Below are 17,332 nucleotides of genomic sequence, written 5' to 3'. Positions count from 1 at the left end.
GAAAAGTCAATGTAGCGTGAGATTGAAACTGTCCAAAAAAACGTCCGCATCCCCTTTTGAGCCTTAACCCGTAGGCAGGGGTGGGGTCGCGGGGTTCTCGTCGTAAAGCGGGCGCGAAACTCCGAATCACAAAAATCACACTAGTAACACGCACCTCATTGTTCACGTTGGTCCGAGAAGTCCGCTACGCTTAGCAAAAGTATTTCCGGTTCTTTGTCGTGCCCGCCCCAACGCCGATGTCAGCAACCGAGTTGGCGTTGGTCAATCCGGGGTGGGCGCTAGCATCGGAGTAGCGAAGAGGCCTCAAACTGCAGGTGACGTTCCGGGCAAGTGTTTGTCCAGTTCAGCACGGGCTCGGTTCAGCAGTAGTTGGGGCGGTCCAGGCGAAAATTAGACGTGAGGGAAACTTGACATGGCAAAGGCCTTGTTCAAACTCGGCAGGTTCTCCTACCTGCACAAATGGACTGTGATCATCGCGTGGTTCCTTATTTTGGCGGGGCTGGGCGGCGCAGTTGCCGCGTTCCAGAAGGGGTTCATCGACCAGTTCTCAATCCCCGGTATGCCGTCGGCAACGGCTTCACACGTGATTGAAGAGAAGTTCCCCGATGTGCCGAACCCCATTCGAGAGCAGCGTGTCTACGTCGTCTTCGAAGCGCCCGAAGGTCAGCAGTTGGCTGACCCTAAAAACAAAGAAGCCGTTGACCAGGTAATTAACGGAATCCGCGACAATGTCGGCCAAATCGCCGACGACCTGCAGCTCCACAACCCCGTGGATCTAAACCCGAAGATGCAGGAGATGGTCAAGGAACAGGGCATGGCTGCTGGCCTGCCGAAGGATGTCGCGGAAGCCGACGCCAACGCACTTCGCACTGTGTCCGATGACGGTCGATTCGGTATCTCCACCTTCGTATTTGATGCTCTGATGCCACAGGACATCGAGCCGGAGAACATGCAGGCGCTTCTCGACGCCATGCAGGCCGGGCGTGACGCCGGCATCAAGGTCGAGGCCTCTGGTCCCGGTATGCAGCCCGCAATTGAAGTCGCGCCCACCTCGGAGATTATCGGTGTGACCGTGGCGTTTATCGTTCTGGTCGTTACCTTCGGTTCTCTGGTGGCATCGTTCCTGCCCATTGTGACCGCGGTAGTGGGCATTATCATCGGTGTCTTCGGCGTGACGCTGATGACTGCGTTCACGGACGTCAACTCGATTACCCCAGTGCTTGCGGTCATGTTCGGCCTGGCCGTCGGTATTGACTACGCCCTGTTTATTCTGTCGCGCTTCCGCGCCGAGCGAGCCAGAGGCATGACCAACGAAGATGCCATCGGCATGGCCACCGGCACGGCGGGCTCCGCTGTGGTTTTCGCCGGCCTCACTGTGATTGTCGCCTTGGCAGCGCTGACGGTTGCCAAGGTGCCGTTTATGTCCCTGATGGGTATCTCGGCTGCGGTTACCGTGGGCTTCACCGTACTGGTGTCGCTCACCCTTTTGCCGGCAATCATGGCTCTGCTGGGAGATAAGGTTTTCGCTGGTCGCGTCCCAGGTGTTGCAGGCAATCCGTCGCGCAATCCGGGCAAGGGGCGCCGCTCTTCCTTCTTCGGTGAAATGACAATGGGGCGTCGTTGGGTCACCTTCGTACACAAGGCTCCGGGGCTGTTCCTCGTTGGCTGTATCGTCTTGCTGTTGGCAGTGGCGTACCCAGCCATGCACCTGAATCTGGCACTGCCGTCGGATTCCACCGCGGCTAAGGACAGTACGAACCGCAAGGCCGTCACCATGATTGAGGAGGGCTTCGGCCCCGGCCGTAACTCGCAGCTCATCATCATTGCTAAGTCAGACGATGTGAACCCGGATGCACCTGTGCTCAAGCCACTCATTGAGGCGCTGAAGCAGACTAATCCAGAGCTTTCTGACATGGAGGCTGCCCGCAAGGCTTCTTATAGCTACGCCGTCGATCAGTTCAAGTCCAACATTGGTGTCGAACACATTCAGATGATTGGCATGAATCACGATGGCACTGCGGTCAAGATGATCATGACCCCGAAGTCGGGTCCGCTGGATCCTGCGACTAAACAGCTAATGAATGCGGTCCGTGATCAGCAGAAACAGATTGAGCAAACCACTGGCCTTTACACCGGTGTCACTGGTTTGGTGCCGATTGAAATCGACATCACCGACCGTCTTCAAGGCGCAATGCCTCTATACCTGAGCGTTGTCGTGGGGCTCGCTGTGATTCTGCTGCTGATGATTTTCCGGTCCCTGATGGTTCCGGTCACTGCGGGTATGGGCTTCTTGCTCTCCGTCGCGGCAGCCTTTGGGCTCACCGTTTCATTTTTCCAGGATGGCCTCTGGGGCGTTATCAGCACACCGGGGCCACTGGTCAGCTTCGTGCCAATCTTCCTCATCGGTGTGACATTTGGCCTGGCTATGGACTATCAGGTCTTCCTTGTCTCTCGAATGCGCGAGCACTACATCCACAACAAGGGGCAGTCATCCCCACAGTCGAAGTACGACGCGGTCGAAGAGTCCGTGGTCGAGGGCTTCACGCTCGGCGCGCGCGTGGTTACTGCCGCTGCCATCATTATGATCTCCGTGTTCGCCGCCTTCGCCGGTCAGCCGCTGGCGGTCGTCAAGGTCTTCGGCTTCGCGCTGGGTGCCGCAGTGCTTTTCGACGCCTTCGTCATCCGCATGACCTTCATTCCGGCAGCCATGTTCCTGCTTGGCCGCGCAACGTGGTACATGCCGAAGTGGCTGGACAAGGTGCTTCCTTCCGTGGATGTCGAGGGCTCTGCCCTGGAGGAGATGTCCGAGGAACTGGTCGAGAAGGGCCGCCGCGAGCGCATGGCCCGTGGTGAATCTCTGTTGCCCGAGCGCGCAGGTGCTGGTCATGGTTTTGTCGAGGCCAGCGAGGCCAGCGAAACCGATGACGCCGGGGCGGCCGGTGGCAGTGCCGTGGCGGTTGCGACTAAGAAGCGCGACCGTTGGGCCCCGAAGTGGAAGAAGGCGAAGCTGGAGAAGCATGAGCCAGCTGAGCAGGCCGCCCAACCCGAACAGGCCGCGCCAGCCGCTTCCCAACCCAACCCGGAAAACGCCAAGGATATCGAGGTCCGACCGCAATACAGCCCAGCCCGTCGCCGGAAGAAGGTTACGGTTGCGGAACTGATGAAGCGCGAGGGCAGTGAGCAGGAGGCCCCGCGCAAGAGTCGCGCCGTGTGGGATCCAGAAAACGCTACCCAGCCCGAGGAAAACGACAGCGCTGAGTAACCTGCGAATAGCACCCAGGTAACCTCAAGGCATTAGCACTGGACCACAACCAAGGAGCTTCATGTCGCAGTCGAGGACGACGGGCTTTGACGTCGTAAAGCAAATCGAAGGCGCGCGCGGACGTGCTGGCACCATCCACACCCCGCATGGCGATATTGCTACGCCGGCGTTCATTCCGGTCGGCACAAAGGCGACCGTGAAGACGCTCACGCCCGAGCAGGTGCGATCCACCGGCGCGCAGGCGATGCTGTCGAACGCGTACCACCTGTACCTGCAGCCCGGCGAGGAAATCGTCGACCAGGCCGGCGGATTGGCAAAGTTCTCCAACTGGAACGGCCCGACGTTCACCGACTCCGGCGGATTCCAGGTGCTCAGCCTCGGCGCGGGCTTTAAGAAGACCCTCGCGATGGATGTCACCGGCATGCAGAAAGACGACATCGTCGCCGAAGGAAAGGAGCGCAACGCATTCGTCGATGAGGACGGCGTGACGTTCCGCTCGCACATCGATGGCTCCGAGCACCGCTTCACGCCGGAAGTATCCATGCGTATTCAACATGCGCTGGGTGCCGACATCATGATGGCGTTCGACGAGCTCACCACGCTCATGAACACCCGCGGCTACCAGGAGGCATCCGTCGAGCGCACGCACCGCTGGGCACGCCGATGCCTGGAGGCTCACAACGAGCTGACGATTTCGCGCGGTCAGGTCGACGCGCACGTCCATTCGCTTGACGACGGCCAGTTGCCCATCCAGCAGTTATTCGGTGTCGTGCAGGGTGCGCAGTACGAAGACCTGCGTCGCAAGGCCGCCCGCGGGCTGGTGGAGCTCTCCCGCGAGTTCGAGGACGCCGGCCAGCTCGGCTTCCACGGCTATGGCATTGGTGGGGCGATTGAGAAGCAGAATCTGGGACTGATCTGCGGTTGGGTCAACGACGAGCTTCCCGACGACCGCGCCCGCCACCTGCTGGGAATCTCTGAGCCGGACGATATTTTTGCCGCTGTCGAGGCTGGGGCTGACACCTTTGACTGCGTGGCTCCGACGAGGCTCGCCCGCCGCGGTGGTGTGTACACGCTCGATGGCCGGATGACTTTGACGAATGCCCGCTTCAAGAACGACTTCCGCCCCGTCGACGCAGAAGTGCCCTCCTACACGTCGCTGAATTATTCCCGGGCCTACCTGCATCATCTGTTGAAGGCCAAGGAATACTTGGCCGGCACGCTGTGTACGATCCACAACCTGTATTTCATGGTGCAGCTGGTGGAGAATATCCGCGCCGCAATCCTGGAGGACCGGTTCTTCGAGTACCGCGATGAGTTCATGGGCCGCTACTACGCCAATGGTGGCCGCGCGGTGGGGAATTAGGCGCTGGTTGGGGGCTCTGCGGGGCTCTGCTGGGGGCTCTGCTCCTACCCTTCCTCACTTCACGACACCTACGTCACCTCGTGCCAGCTGTGGAAGTGGCATGAGGTGACACCCGTGGCGTGAAGTCGAGATGGGGACGTGAAGTCGAGATGGGCGGGCCCGGGGAGCAGAAAACTAGACCTAGCTCTACTGCGCGAGGCAGTCTCAACCGGCATCATGGAGGACATGATCACGGTTGAACGACTCAGCAAGAAGTACGGCTCGAAATTAGCCGTCGACGACCTGTCCTTCACCGTTCCCGACGGTGTAGTGACAGGTTTTCTCGGCCCAAACGGCTCCGGCAAGTCCACCACCATGCGCTGCATGCTGGGCCTCGATGCCCCGACCACGGGCCAGGCCTTGTTCACCGGGACGGATTCCCAGGGCAATATGTACAACAATCAGTCTTTTTCCACGCTGAAGAACAAGCCCAGCGTCGCGGGCGCGATCCTGGATGCGACGTGGCACAACAAGGCTCGTTCGGGCCGAGCCCACCTGCGAGCCCTCGCCCGCGGTGCCGGCATCCCCGACACCCGCGTGGAGGAGTGCCTCGAGCAGGTCGGCATGACCGAGGCGGCGAAGGACAAGGTCGGTGGCTATTCGCTGGGTATGAAGCAGCGTCTGGGAGTGGCGGCGGCTCTGCTCGGCAAGCCGCAGCATCTGATCTTGGATGAGCCTGTCAACGGCCTCGATCCCGAAGGTGTCTCGTGGATGCGCCACACCATCAAGGCCCTGGCAGCACAGGGCTGCGCTGTTCTCGTGTCGTCGCACCTCCTTTCCGAGATGCAGCTCACCGCCGACCGCATTGTCGTCATCGGTCGCGGCCGCATGATCGGCGAGTACACCATGGACGAATTCCTCGCTGACGGCACGGTCGTCGAAGTGGAGGTCGATGATCCGGCTCGGCTGCTGCAGGCGTTGGGGCCGGTGGCGCGTGGGGTTGACGTCGATAAGCAATTGCGCATTCCGCTTAACGACGGCATCAGCGAGCAGCAACTCCGCCGCGACATTGCGGCCGCTGCTCTGCGTGAGGGGCTGCTGGTGACACGGTTGAACACGAAGCGCGACAACCTGGAGGAGAAGTTCCTGGCTGCGACCCAGGACTCGCAGGAGTACCGCGCGCAGGCGATTGGGCAGTAGGGGAGTGACTGAGATGAGTTTTGGAAACGCTTTGCGGTCGGAATGGACGAAGCTGGCCAGCCTGCGTGGCACGTGGGTGTATGTGGTGTTGTTGGTGGGCTCGATAGCTGGGCCGATGGTGGCTTTCAGCATGGCGGCCGACGTTGGTGCGATTGCTGATTGGGAATTGCTGCTGTTGGGGACGGTGATCTTCAACATGATTGTGATTGCCTTTGGCGGCTCCACTCTGGCGGGTGAGTACAACGATCAGATGAATGCGCATGCGTTCTTGACGCAGGACCGAAGGAGCTTGTGGCTGTCCGCGCGGATGACGCTGACGCTTGTGTTGATTGCTGCCTGCTGGGTCATCGGTGTGGCTCTTGCCTGGTTGGCGGTGACGGTTTCGCCGCGTGTGGAGTTCGAGGGCGGCGACGCTGCCCCGGACATTCTCGCCGGGATTCTCGGCTTCGTTGTGTTTGGGCTAATCGCGATGTCGCTGGGAGTGTTGACGCGCTCGCGTGTGGCCGCGGTCGCCATTCCGCTGGTGTGGATCCTGGTGGTGGAAAGCATGCTGGAGTTCGCGGCGCTGGCGTATGCGATTTTCCGGCCACTGTGGCTGGTCACGCCGGGGGCGCGCATTCAGCAGTTGTCAACGCAGCTGGGCGATACGATGGCAAAACCGGAGAACCCACGCATCGGCTTTGAAGCCGGCATGACGCAGCCGATGTGGTTCAACATCGTGGTGCTGGTGGCCTGGATTGTTCTGGCTGTTGGCGTTGCTCATTGGGCCAATGCCAAGCGGGATGTGAAGTAGAAAAACAAAAAGTGCCGCGACTACTCGCATCTCAGGCGAGGTCGCGGCACTCTTTTCGTCGTTAAGCGGGAACGTGCGTGTCGTAGTAGCCTTCGCGGCGCTTGACCCACGCGATGACGGCGTAGGTGATTGGCATGACTACGATTTCGACGGCGGTCTTCCAGATGAAGCCGACGATGACGTAGTTGACGAAGGTGCCCCAGGTGTCGATGCCGATCGCGGTGGCGGCGATGGAGCAGAAGATGAGCGTATCGACGAACTCGCCAACCACAGTCGAGCCCATCAGGCGCGCCCAGAGAGCCTTTTCGCCAGTGCGCTTCTTAATGGCGTTGAGCGACCAGGCGTTGAGCAGCTGACCGACGACATAACCGGCCAGACCTGCGAGAACAAGCTGCGGGACGGTGCCCAGCACGGTGGCGAATGCTTCCTGATTTTCGTACCACGGTGCCGCCGGGAGCTTGATGGCGGCAAAGAAGCAGAGCATTGCGCCGGCGAGGATGGCGAAGCCGGTCCACACGGTGCGGCGGGTGGCTTTGTAGCCGTAGCACTCGGAAAGCACGTCGCCGATGACGTAGCTCAAGGGGAAGAGGAAGAAGGCACCGTCGGTGGCCAGGCCGAAGATTTCCACGCCCTTGGTGGCGGTGATGTTGGAGACAATCAGCACGCCGATGAAAATGGCCGTGAACATCGGGTACAGCGATTTTGGTACCGGGATGTGGCGTGGTGTGGTTGCTGCGGATTCGGACTTAGTTGCATTCTCGGGCGCGTGCGAGGTGCTCACAGCGGCAGCCTCGGCGTTGCCCGGCCCAGACTTGGGCAGGTTTTCGTTATTTGTCACGGGAGGGATATTACCGTGGTGTATATGCAGCAGAAACCTGATCTCGCGCAACCCACCGGCCGCTACGCTCCCTCGCCGACCGGTCGGCTGCACCTGGGAAACCTGCGCACCGCAGTGCTGGCCTGGGCGCACGCCCGCGCGCAGGGTGGCCGCTTCATCGTGCGTATCGAAGATATCGACCGCCAGCGCTCCCGCCCCGAGTATGAGGCGCAGCAGCTCGCCGATCTCGAGGCCATCGGCATCGACTGGGATGGCACGCCGGTCCGCCAGTCCGAACGCTCTGAGCTGTATGAATCCGCGCTCGCCGACCTCACGCAACGCGGCCTGACCTACCCGTGCTTCTGCACGCGCCGCGAAATCCTCGCCGCCTCCTCCGCGCCGCACGGCGTGCCGGGGCAGTATCCCGGCACGTGCCGTTCGCTTGACGACGAGCACCTCTCCGTGAAGAAGGCCGAATTTGCGGCAGCGGGGAGAAGGCCGTCGATACGCCTGAAATCGCAGGTGCGTGAGGGAACTGCGACCGATGAGCTGCGCGGCGAGATCACCGCCCCGATCGATGACTTTGTCCTCCAGCGTGCCGATGGCATGTGGGCCTACAACCTCGCGGTCGTCGTCGACGATGCCGAGCAGGGTGTCACTGAAGTCGTGCGTGGTGATGACCTGATGTCCTCCGCCCCGCGCCAGGCGTACTTAGCTGGATTGCTCGGTCACACCGTACCTTCGTTCGTGCACGTGCCTCTGGTGGTGAACTCTAAGGGGCGCCGGTTGTCCAAGCGTGATGGAGACGTGACTCTCGGCGAGGTGCCCGTGGATGCAGTGCAGCGGTGGATTCTGGGTTCGCTGAGTGGCGGTGGCGGTAACGGCAGTGATGGTGGCAATGGTAGCGACGGTGGCGATGGTGGCGCGAGCGCAGGGCTCGACTCCATCGCTGACCTCCCGGAAGCCTTGCGTGCGGGTCTGAAAATTCCTCGCGAACAGGTGATCTTTTAGGGGCCGCCGAGAACTACGGCAAGCGCATACGTTAGGGGCAAGAGTGCGAATGCAACTAGTGCCGCCACGATTGTCAAACCGTTTGACCGGGCTTTTAGCGCTGTTAGGAAGCCGATTAGGCCGAATCCGAAGACACCGACAGCGAGGGGTATTGTCCAGGCATCGGAGAGTGCAGTGCTGACGAAAAACAGCCCAATGTAGCAAGTCAGGGCTAAGAGGAGTGCAGTAGCGGCGAGATTACGGAAGCGATTCATTCTGGTGTCCTACTTCTCTATGCTCGTGGTTTGCATAGTTTATCCAGCACATTAATCGGGTTGGCGCTGCCTGGTGTGTGGTTCGCGCCGGGGTCTAGCTCGAGAAAAGCCACCGCACTCTCACTTTGACTTCGTTACCCTCGGGGCATGCCTACTCTTCTTGTCGTCCACCATTCCCCGACCCCGCTTCTGCAGGAAGTCCTAAGCCACGCGCTCGAGGGTGCCAACGATCCCGCGCTAGAGGGCGTGGATGTCAAGGTCGTCGAGGCTCTCGATGCCACCATCGATGACCTGACCAGCGCCGACGCCATCCTGCTCGGCACCTCCGCCAACTTCGGCTACATCTCCGGCGCGCTGAAGCACTTCTTCGACACCACCTTCCGGGAGGCGCAGGAAGCCACTAAGGGGCTGCCATTTTCCTACTGGATCCGCGGCGGCTTCGACACCACCGGCGCGGAAAACGCCATGAAAACCATCACCACCGGCTACAAGTGGGAGCTTGCGGCCGAACCCGTCGTGTTCGTCGGTTCGCTTGACGACGACATCTCCGACCGCCTAGTAAATCTCGGTGGCACCATGGCTGCCCAAATTTTGGGCTGATTGAAGATTTAGTGTCGGGGCCGTGAAATAATGGCCGAGTGAAAGATTCAGGGGTGCAAGGGGCGCAAGTGACGTCGTCAAGCGAGAAAAACCGTAAGCCCATGATGAGTCTGCTGGGGCCTGCGTTTGTGGCGGCGATTGCCTACGTGGACCCCGGAAATGTGGCTGCGAACCTGTCCGCGGGGGCGAGCTACGGGTATCTACTGCTGTGGGTGCTGGTGGTGTCCAACCTCATGGCGATGGTTGTGCAGTACCTGTCGGCGAAGTACGGCCTGGTGACGGGGCGGTCGCTGACCGCAGGCGTTGCCGACCGCTTTGGCTCGAACCGGCCGGGGCGACTGGCGTACTGGGTGCAGGCCGAGATTGTGGCAGCAGCGACGGATGTGGCGGAAATTATTGGTGGTGCCACGGCGCTGTACCTGCTTTTCGGGACACCGATGCTGCTTGGCGGCGTCATTGTCGGCGTGGTCTCGCTGGGGCTGTTGCTGCTGCAGGGTGGGCGTTCGCAACGCACTTTTGAAGGCGTGATTGTGGCGTTCCTGCTGGTCATTACGGTGGGGTTCCTGGCCGGCCTGTTTGTCACGGGCTTGAGTCTCGGGGAGATGGCCAACGGAATTCTGCCACGCTTCCAGGGTGCGCACACCGTGGTACTGGCGGCGTCCATGTTGGGTGCGACCGTGATGCCGCATGCGGTCTACCTGCACTCCGGGCTGGTGCGCGACCGCGAGTACAAGGTGGAAGATGATGCCTCGCTGCGCCAACACCTGCGGGCCACGCGCATCGATGTCTTCGGTGCCCTCGTGCTGGCCGGGTCGGTGAATATCGGCATGCTGTGTCTTGCGGCCGAAGCGCTTCCGGGAGTGGAGGGGACTGACTCCATCGAAGGCGCCCACGCCGCCGTGACCAGCGTGCTTGGCCCCGTGGTGGGCGTGCTTTTCGGCGTTGGGCTGCTGGCCTCCGGGCTGGCGTCATCCTCTGTCGGCTGCTACGCCGGCGACCTGATTATGCGCGACCTCCTGAAGGTGCACGTGCCGATGCTGGTGCGCCGCATAGTCACCATCATTCCGGCGCTGCTCATTATCGCCAGCGGTGTGGAGCCGACCTGGGCGCTGGTGCTCAGTCAGGTGGTGCTGTCGATTGGTATCCCGTTTGCGCTGGTTCCGCTGGTGCGCATGACCTCCTCGCGTGCCGAGATGGGTATCTGGGCCAACACCCCACTACTGCGCCGGGTTGCGTGGGTTATCTGCGGACTCATCATCGCGCTCAACGTGGCGCTGGTGGTCCTGGTGCTGATGGGGAAGGGATAGCCAGCGGACGGGGTGAAGGCGGTAACTTTCGGGAGTGGAAGGTGGGGGCTTCGTCGTAAAGCGTGCGGGAGATGGTAGACAAAGCTGTCTAGTTGGTGTTAGGGTGGGCGACACGATCACAAGATATCGACGAGAAATGGCCTTTGACAGCGTCGATAGGCAACCGCCCGATTCGCGGACCCGGTGCCCCAAAGGAAGATCAGCCCCACAGACCGCCTGCGGGGAAGAGCGAATAGGAGCGCCAAATGCACACCACAATAAGCGACGTCCAAATCATCCGCCTCAGCCGTCACACTGCTGACCTCCTCGTCGACGGCCGCCCCGTCGCCATCCGACTGCAAAAAGCTGACATCGACTTCCACTCCCGGAATCTCATCCAACTCCCCGTCGACCCCGCCTTCTACGCCACCCTCCGCGGCCAACAACGCGCCGACTACCTCAGCGCCCACGTCCGCGACGGCGTGCGCTACGGCCGCATCCTCTGGCACGAGCTTGACGACGGCCGCCACTTCCTCACCATCCCCATCATCGGCGGCTACCACGTGCACCAGGTCTTTGAAGTCCGCCGCAGCCGCGAAGGAGTGTGGAGCCGACACTGAGCCTGGTCCGGTGAGCGTGCCCGGCTCTGGCGTGATGAGCGTGGTGCGTCTGGTGGGATGAGCGCGGCGCGGATGCGAACGGGAAACTCTCCACCTAACCTTGGGATATGCAGGTACGAGACTCCGCAACACCCCCGTTCTGGCCCACCGAAGGCGAAGGCGACTTCTACACCGATGCCGCTGCAGCCGTCGACCGGCTCACCGAAATCCACCGAGCGGGAATGGCCTACCTAGTCGAGCAGTACACCGCCGCCACCGAAGGAAATTCCGGGAGTGGGCCAGTGCGCGCCTACTACCCCGAACTACGCTTCACCGTCCCAGCCGGCAGCGCCGTCGAGAGTGTCGACCCCTCCCTGTCACACGGCTTCGTCGACCGCCCGGGAGTGTATGCCACCACCATCACCCGCCCGGTGATGTTCCGCACCTACCTCATCGAGCAAATCAACGACCTGCTCGCCAATCACGGCGGCGAAGTCGAGGTGCGCGTCTCCGACCAGCCCATCCCACTCCGGATGTGCCGTGGTTTCGATGCGGCCGCCGAAGAAGCGGCGAGGAGGGAGGGGGCGTCGGCAAGCATGTTGGCGGCAGTGGAGAAAACATTCACCCCCATCGACTCCGCCTGCATCGACGACACCATCGCCGACGGCGAGGCCGACTACCTGGGCCTTCCCATCAAACCTTTGAGCCTCTTTACCGCCCAGCGCATCGACCTCGCCCTCCAGCGCCTCGAACACTACACCGGCTCGCACGCCGCAAACATCCAGCGCTTCGTGCTGTTCACCAACTACCAACTGCACACCGACGTGTTCCTCGAATACGCCGCCACTCTCACTCCCGGAAATCCGCACGGGTACACGGCGCTGGCGTGCCCGGGCGGGAAGCGCTACGACATCGGCGCCATCCCCACTCCCGGAATTTGCCGTCAGCACGCGCACGCCTCGCAGATGCCGGCGTACCACCTGCTTCGCGACGACAAATGCGGCATCACCATCATCGACATCGGCGTCGGCCCCTCCAACGCCAAGACCATCACCGACTGTCTCGCCGTCACGCGCCCCCACTGCTGGATGATGGTCGGACACTGCGCCGGCCTCGACGGCCGGATGCGCATCGGCGACATGATTCTCGCCAACGGCTACGACCGCTCCGACGGAGTCCTCGACAACTACGTGCCCCTGGAAAAACCCATCCCGCCGATTGCGGAAATTCAGCTCGCCGTCACCAATGCACTCGCCCGCGTCTCCGGACTCACCGGCGACGAACTGAAAAAGCGCCTACGCACCGGCACCGTACTGTCGACCTCCGACCGCAACTGGGAGTGGCGCTCCCAGGCCGACCTCTACCGGGAGCTGCAGAAATCCACCGCCATCGGCGTCGAAATGGAATCTGCCACCATCGCCGCCAACGGCTACCGCTTCCGCGTGCCCTATGGCGCGCTGCTCAGCGTCTCCGACATGCCGCTGCACGACAAACCCAAACTCCCGAAATCCGCCCGCGAGTTCTACCAGTCCTCCAAGGAAGAGCACCTCATGGCCGCCGTGCGCGCGTGCGAGGACATGGCCGCCGCTCCCGACACTCTCCACTCCCGGAAGTTACGCCGGCCGGTGGGGGAGGTTGCGTTCCGGTAGGGCACTTTTGGGAGTGCGTCGTCAAGCCCGTTTGTGCAGATTGTGCATGCTTTACGACGGGCTGTGGATAACGCCAAAAAGCGATTGAAGCAACCCACTCCCGGAAACTAGCCTTAGCCCCATGACGACATTGGGACTGCTCAGCGCGCTGGCGACACGGGGTATTGACGTGCTCGCCGACCTGCGCGCCGCACTCCCGGAAAAATCCACCGGACACCGGGAGTTGGCAGCCAGCATCGGCTTCGACCCCTTCCGGCTCAAGCGCCTGCTGCGCTGCGCCGAGCGGCTGTTCGGCACCGTCGAGGGTGATGTGGACGTCGAATCCCGCGACAAAGCCGTGGCGATTGCCCGGGAGCTGAAGCTGTCGCTGGACACGGTCATGCAGATCGACAAGCGCTCCGGGCAGCTCAACAACGTCGAAATCCGGGAGTACTACCGCCTGGACTTCACCCGCGCCGCCGCAGCCTACGACTTCGAGGGCCTCGACACCTACATGCGCACCAAGGTCAAGGAGCTCAACCGCACCGACGAGCCGCCGCAGCACCTGCGCGCCCACGTCTCCCGGAATCCGGACATCCGTGGGATGAAGCACCTGCAGGTCACCGGGCCGGCGAACATGATTGACGACCTGGTCGCGCCGCTGACCGTGCGCGCAGCCGAAATCGCCAAAGCACACGAGGACTACACCCGGGATCGGTGCGTCGGTCAAGCGCTGACAGAACGCCTGGCGCACGGGTCGGAGGGGCCGCTTGACGACGTCGACAAGCTCCGTTACCAGCCCGCGCTCATCGTAACCGCGCAGGACATCGTGGAGTACAGCCCGCGGTTTGCGGCGACCTCCAACGGGTCCGTCCTCACTCCCGGACAATTCGTCGAGGCGCTGCTCGCAGACACCGGCTGGGTGCTGGTCTACGACGAGCACAACACCCCGACCGACCTACTCCCGATGCACAACCCGCGCCTGGCGACGGAGGAGCAGCGCATTGCGATGATCCTCGACAACCCCATCTGCGCCTGGCCCGGGTGCCCGCGCCCCGCCCACGCTGGGCAGGCCCACCACCTGGTCGCCAGGAAAAACGGAGGCGCCACGACCATGGAAAACATGGTCATGACCTGCAAAGAACACAACGCCGCCAACGACGACGACAGGCAGGGGCTCAACGGACACCTCGAGCGTGACGACGGCTCCGGCGCGGTCTACCGTCGCCCTCCGTCTCCGCATGCGCCGCCCGAATTCAACCTTGCCTTCCCGACAGCTCTCGCGGGGCGGGCCTACTCGGGCTACCGTCAGCGCGAATAGCTTTACATATATACCCATAGGGGGTATATGTCGGGGTATGGCTAATCAAACTTTTACTGTTACTGGCATGACATGCGGGCACTGCGAGGCATCGGTGCGGGAGGAAGTCTCTGAACTCCCGGGAATCACTGATGTCCAGGTTGACCGCTCCCGGAATTTCCTCTCCGTGACTTCGGAGGCAGACATCGACACCGCTGCCGTAATCGCAGCAGTGGACGAAGCTGGCTACAAGGCAGTCGCAAACTAATCCCCCCGAACAGGAAAGTAGATGTCCGAGCAGCAACTTCTCACTCTTGATATCCCCGTCGGCGGGATGACGTGTGCGTCGTGTGCCAACCGTATTCAACGCAAGCTGAATAAACTTGATGGCGTTAATGCGAGCGTGAATTATGCGACCGAAAAGGCGCATGTGGAGGCGCCGGCGGACATCAACCCGCAGCAACTCATCGACACGATCGTGGCGGCGGGTTACACCGCTGAGCTTCCGAGGGAAGAGACCGCAGAGGAACCGGGAGCTGCTCCCGAAGAAAAAGACCGGGAGCTGCAGGACCTGCGCAATCGCGTCGTCGGCGCTGTCATCCTCACGGTTCCCGTCATCGCGATGTCGATGATCCCTGCCCTCCAATTCACTAATTGGCAGTGGCTGTGCCTCACGCTCTCGGCGCCGGTCTTTGTGTGGGCCGGCTGGCCGTTCCATCGCGCGACGCTGAAGAACCTGCGTCATGGTGAAGTCACCATGGACACGCTAATCACCATGGGTACGACCGCCTCGTTCCTCTGGAGTGTCTGGGCGTTGTTCTTCGGGCGCGCCGGGCTGCCGGGGCTTAAGCACGAGTTTCACTTCGCGGTCACTCCCGGCGATGCTGATATGAACATCTACCTCGAGGCGATGGCCGGCATCATCATGTTTGTGCTGCTCGGTCGTTATTTCGAGAAGCGTTCTAAGCGCAATGCCGGTCAGGCGCTCCGGGAGTTGATGAAGCTCGGCGCAAAGGAGGTCTCCGTTCTCGAAAGTTCGGGAGTGGAGAAGCGGCTGCCCGTGGAACAGCTCCGCCCGGGAGTGGTGTTCGTCGTTAGGCCTGGTGAGAAGATCGCGACAGACGGCGTTGTCGTGGAAGGTGCGTCGGCGGTGGATGCGTCCATGCTGACCGGCGAGCCGATGCCTGTCGAGGTCGGCCCTGGCGACGAAGTCACGGGAGCGACGATCAATACGTCTGGGCGGTTGCTCGTGCGGGCGACGCGCGTGGGCTCGGAGACGCAGTTGGCGCAGATGGCGGCGATGGTCGAGGCGGCGCAGACGGGCAAGGCACCGGTGCAGCGGCTAGCGGATCGGGTTTCGGGAGTGTTCGTGCCCGCTGTCATCGCGATCGCCGCGGTCACGCTCGTCGCATGGTTGCTCACGGGGCACGGCGCGAGTGAGGCGGTGACGGCCGCCGTCGCCGTGCTCATCGTCGCGTGCCCGTGCGCGCTTGGCTTAGCGACGCCCACAGCGCTCCTGGTCGGCACGAGTGAAGGTGCCAAGGCGGGTGTGTTGCTGCGCGGCCCGGAGGTGCTGGAGTCGGCGCGGAAGGTGGACACGGTTGTGCTGGATAAGACTGGCACGGTGACTACGGGTGTGATGGAGGTGACGGAGGCCCTTCCCACTCCCGAAGATTTGTTGCCGCTTGCGGCTTCGGTGGAGGCAGCGTCGCACCACCCGATTGCGCAGGCGATTGTGCGTGCGGCAGATTCGGATTCCCTACTCCCGGTTTCTGATTTCAGGGATATTCCGGGAGTGGGGGTGGAGGGCACCGTGGACGGCCACCTCATCGAGGTCGGCCGCTCCGGGGAAAATTCCGGGAGTGGGGGGACGGTGGTTGCGGTGCGCCGCGACGGCGAGCTCCTGGGCACGTTGGAGGTGTCGGATTCTGTGAAGCCGACGTCGGCGGCTGCGGTCGCGAAATTCCGGGAGTGGGGGGTGCGGCCGATTTTGCTGACCGGCGACGCCGCGGGCCCTGCGTTTCGCGTTGCGGATGAGGTCGGTATTGCTCGCGAGGATGTGATTTCGGGAGTGATGCCGGAGGATAAGGTCGCGACGATTGAGAAGTTGCAGGCTGGCGGCGCGTGTGTGGCGATGGTCGGCGATGGCATTAATGATGCTGCGGCTCTTGCGCAGGCGGATTTGGGCATGGCGATGGGCACGGGCACCGATGTGGCGATGGAGGCCGCGGATATCACGCTGGTGCGCGGTGACCTGTTGGCGGCCGCGGATGCGCTGCGGTTGTCGCGCCGGACGCTCCGCACGATTCGTTCGAATCTTTTTTGGGCTTTTTTCTATAACGTTTTGGCAATTCCTGTCGCCGCGCTGGGGTTGTTGAATCCGATGTTGGCTGGCGCTGCGATGGCGTTTTCGTCGGTTTTTGTGGTCGGCAATAGTCTGCGTCTGCGCGGTTTTTCTCCGAGTCAACCAGCTAATCAAAAAGGAGTAGCTCATGAGTGAGTCCTGTTGTTCGTCTCAGTCGCATTCGCTTGACGACGATTCTTGCTGCCATGACACCACCGATCCCGGTTATCTCGCGGAGAAGCGGCGCTATGAGTCCCGTGTCCGCCGCATTGAGGGGCAGGTCCGTGGCATTGGTCGGATGATTGAGAACGAAGAGTACTGTATCGATGTTTTGACCCAGATTTCGGCGGTGAATTCGGCGTTGAAGTCGTTGGCGTTGACTCTTCTGGATGCTCATCTTCATCACTGTGTGGTGCATGCGGCTGAGGGCGGCCAGGAGGAGTTGGATGCCAAGCTGGAGGAGGCGTCGGCGGCGATTGCTCGACTGGCTAAGTAACTCCCGGAAAAATTCCGGGAGTGGGGTGGCCGTCGTGAAGCGAAGTGGCGGTCGGTTGTCGTCTCCTACTCCCAGGCGTTGGCAGTTGTCGATGGCTGCCTAGGGTATGACTAGTGCGCTGTTTGATATTGACATTTCCCCTGGTCGAAGGTGTGTTTTGGGAAAATCGGGTTTGTTGGGTAGTCTTTAACGACGTTGGAGGATTCGACTAGCGGCCTATGTCACACGCCTGGAACGCGTGCGGGAGTCACATCCCTCGTGGGTTCAAATCCCACATCCTCCGCAGATTGAAAACCCTCGGTTCACGCCGAGGGTTTTCGTGTTATATGCGCTGGTAAGGGAATTTGGGTTAAGGCTCAAAAAGTGTGTCTGGCTCGGCGTGTCGCTGGGGTTAGATGTG

At 61.7% G+C, this 17,332-nt stretch carries 15 protein-coding genes, 1 tRNA gene and 1 riboswitch; of the genes, 14 read left to right on the top strand and 2 right to left on the bottom strand.

The features are described from left to right. Positions 1 to 412 precede the first annotated feature (412 nt). From Q0U90_RS10495 to Q0U90_RS10480, 4 genes are all read left to right on the top strand, one after another. Entirely contained in the window at positions 413 to 3,262 is a 2,850-nt protein-coding gene (locus Q0U90_RS10495) for an MMPL family transporter (RefSeq protein ID WP_297454746.1), read from the top strand. A gap of 61 nt (positions 3,263 to 3,323) precedes the next feature. Further along, positions 3,324 to 4,625, top strand: coding sequence for a tRNA guanosine(34) transglycosylase Tgt (gene tgt / locus Q0U90_RS10490; protein ID WP_297454743.1), 1,302 nt, complete (start codon positions 3,324 to 3,326; stop codon positions 4,623 to 4,625). Between the two features lie 225 nt (positions 4,626 to 4,850). Continuing rightward, entirely contained in the window at positions 4,851 to 5,804 is a 954-nt protein-coding gene (locus Q0U90_RS10485; protein WP_297454740.1) for an ABC transporter ATP-binding protein, read from the top strand. Between the two features lie 13 nt (positions 5,805 to 5,817). Continuing rightward, positions 5,818 to 6,597 (top strand): ABC transporter permease, encoded by a 780-nt coding sequence (locus Q0U90_RS10480; protein WP_297454738.1) that lies wholly within the window; start codon positions 5,818 to 5,820, stop codon positions 6,595 to 6,597. Between the two features lie 61 nt (positions 6,598 to 6,658). Here Q0U90_RS10480 and Q0U90_RS10475 read toward each other — a convergent pair whose 3' ends face one another. Beyond that, positions 6,659 to 7,435 (bottom strand): queuosine precursor transporter, encoded by a 777-nt coding sequence (locus tag Q0U90_RS10475; protein WP_048759186.1) that lies wholly within the window; start codon positions 7,433 to 7,435, stop codon positions 6,659 to 6,661. A 24-nt stretch (positions 7,436 to 7,459) separates the two neighbouring features. On the opposite strand from Q0U90_RS10475, the gene gluQRS reads away from it, so the two are divergent. Beyond that, a complete protein-coding gene (gene gluQRS, locus Q0U90_RS10470; protein WP_297454735.1) occupies positions 7,460 to 8,425 on the top strand; it encodes a tRNA glutamyl-Q(34) synthetase GluQRS in 966 nt (321 codons plus the stop codon). Here the strand turns inward: gluQRS and Q0U90_RS10465 are convergent. Then, complete coding sequence (locus tag Q0U90_RS10465) at positions 8,422 to 8,679, bottom strand: hypothetical protein (RefSeq protein WP_297454732.1); 258 nt, start codon at positions 8,677 to 8,679, stop codon at positions 8,422 to 8,424. The genes gluQRS and Q0U90_RS10465 overlap by 4 nt on opposite strands. 147 nt (positions 8,680 to 8,826) lie before the next feature. Here Q0U90_RS10465 and Q0U90_RS10460 point away from each other — a divergent pair, with 147 nt between their 5' ends. From Q0U90_RS10460 to Q0U90_RS10420, 9 genes are all read left to right on the top strand, one after another. Then, the gene (locus Q0U90_RS10460) at positions 8,827 to 9,279 is read left to right on the top strand and encodes a flavodoxin (RefSeq protein WP_048731355.1); all 453 of its coding nucleotides are present in this window, start codon (positions 8,827 to 8,829) and stop codon (positions 9,277 to 9,279) included. A gap of 38 nt (positions 9,280 to 9,317) precedes the next feature. Continuing rightward, the gene (locus Q0U90_RS10455; protein WP_297454727.1) at positions 9,318 to 10,586 is read left to right on the top strand and encodes an Nramp family divalent metal transporter; all 1,269 of its coding nucleotides are present in this window, start codon (positions 9,318 to 9,320) and stop codon (positions 10,584 to 10,586) included. Between the two features lie 114 nt (positions 10,587 to 10,700). Further along, positions 10,701 to 10,821: riboswitch (SAM riboswitch) on the top strand. A gap of 10 nt (positions 10,822 to 10,831) precedes the next feature. Then, a complete protein-coding gene (locus Q0U90_RS10450) occupies positions 10,832 to 11,185 on the top strand; it encodes a hypothetical protein (protein ID WP_297454724.1) in 354 nt (117 codons plus the stop codon). Positions 11,186 to 11,292: 107 nt separating this feature from the next. After that, positions 11,293 to 12,813 (top strand): AMP nucleosidase, encoded by a 1,521-nt coding sequence (locus tag Q0U90_RS10445; RefSeq protein WP_297454722.1) that lies wholly within the window; start codon positions 11,293 to 11,295, stop codon positions 12,811 to 12,813. Between the two features lie 121 nt (positions 12,814 to 12,934). After that, positions 12,935 to 14,113, top strand: coding sequence for an HNH endonuclease signature motif containing protein (locus tag Q0U90_RS10440; protein ID WP_297454720.1), 1,179 nt, complete (start codon positions 12,935 to 12,937; stop codon positions 14,111 to 14,113). A 37-nt stretch (positions 14,114 to 14,150) separates the two neighbouring features. Continuing rightward, positions 14,151 to 14,360, top strand: a complete 210-nt coding sequence (locus Q0U90_RS10435) for a cation transporter (protein WP_038627335.1) — start codon at positions 14,151 to 14,153, stop codon at positions 14,358 to 14,360. Between the two features lie 21 nt (positions 14,361 to 14,381). Next, entirely contained in the window at positions 14,382 to 16,592 is a 2,211-nt protein-coding gene (locus Q0U90_RS10430) for a heavy metal translocating P-type ATPase (protein ID WP_297454716.1), read from the top strand. Then, entirely contained in the window at positions 16,585 to 16,932 is a 348-nt protein-coding gene (locus Q0U90_RS10425) for a metal-sensitive transcriptional regulator (RefSeq protein WP_297454713.1), read from the top strand. The genes Q0U90_RS10430 and Q0U90_RS10425 overlap by 8 nt, the downstream gene beginning before the upstream one ends. 197 nt (positions 16,933 to 17,129) lie before the next feature. Then, positions 17,130 to 17,215 (top strand) — tRNA-Ser (locus Q0U90_RS10420). Positions 17,216 to 17,332: the final 117 nt, after the last annotated feature.

Source organism: uncultured Corynebacterium sp. (assembly GCF_946998835.1).
GTDB lineage: Bacteria > Actinomycetota > Actinomycetes > Mycobacteriales > Mycobacteriaceae > Corynebacterium.
The sequence above is the reverse complement of the archived record's forward strand: the minus strand, read 5'-3'. Positions and strand labels throughout refer to the sequence as shown.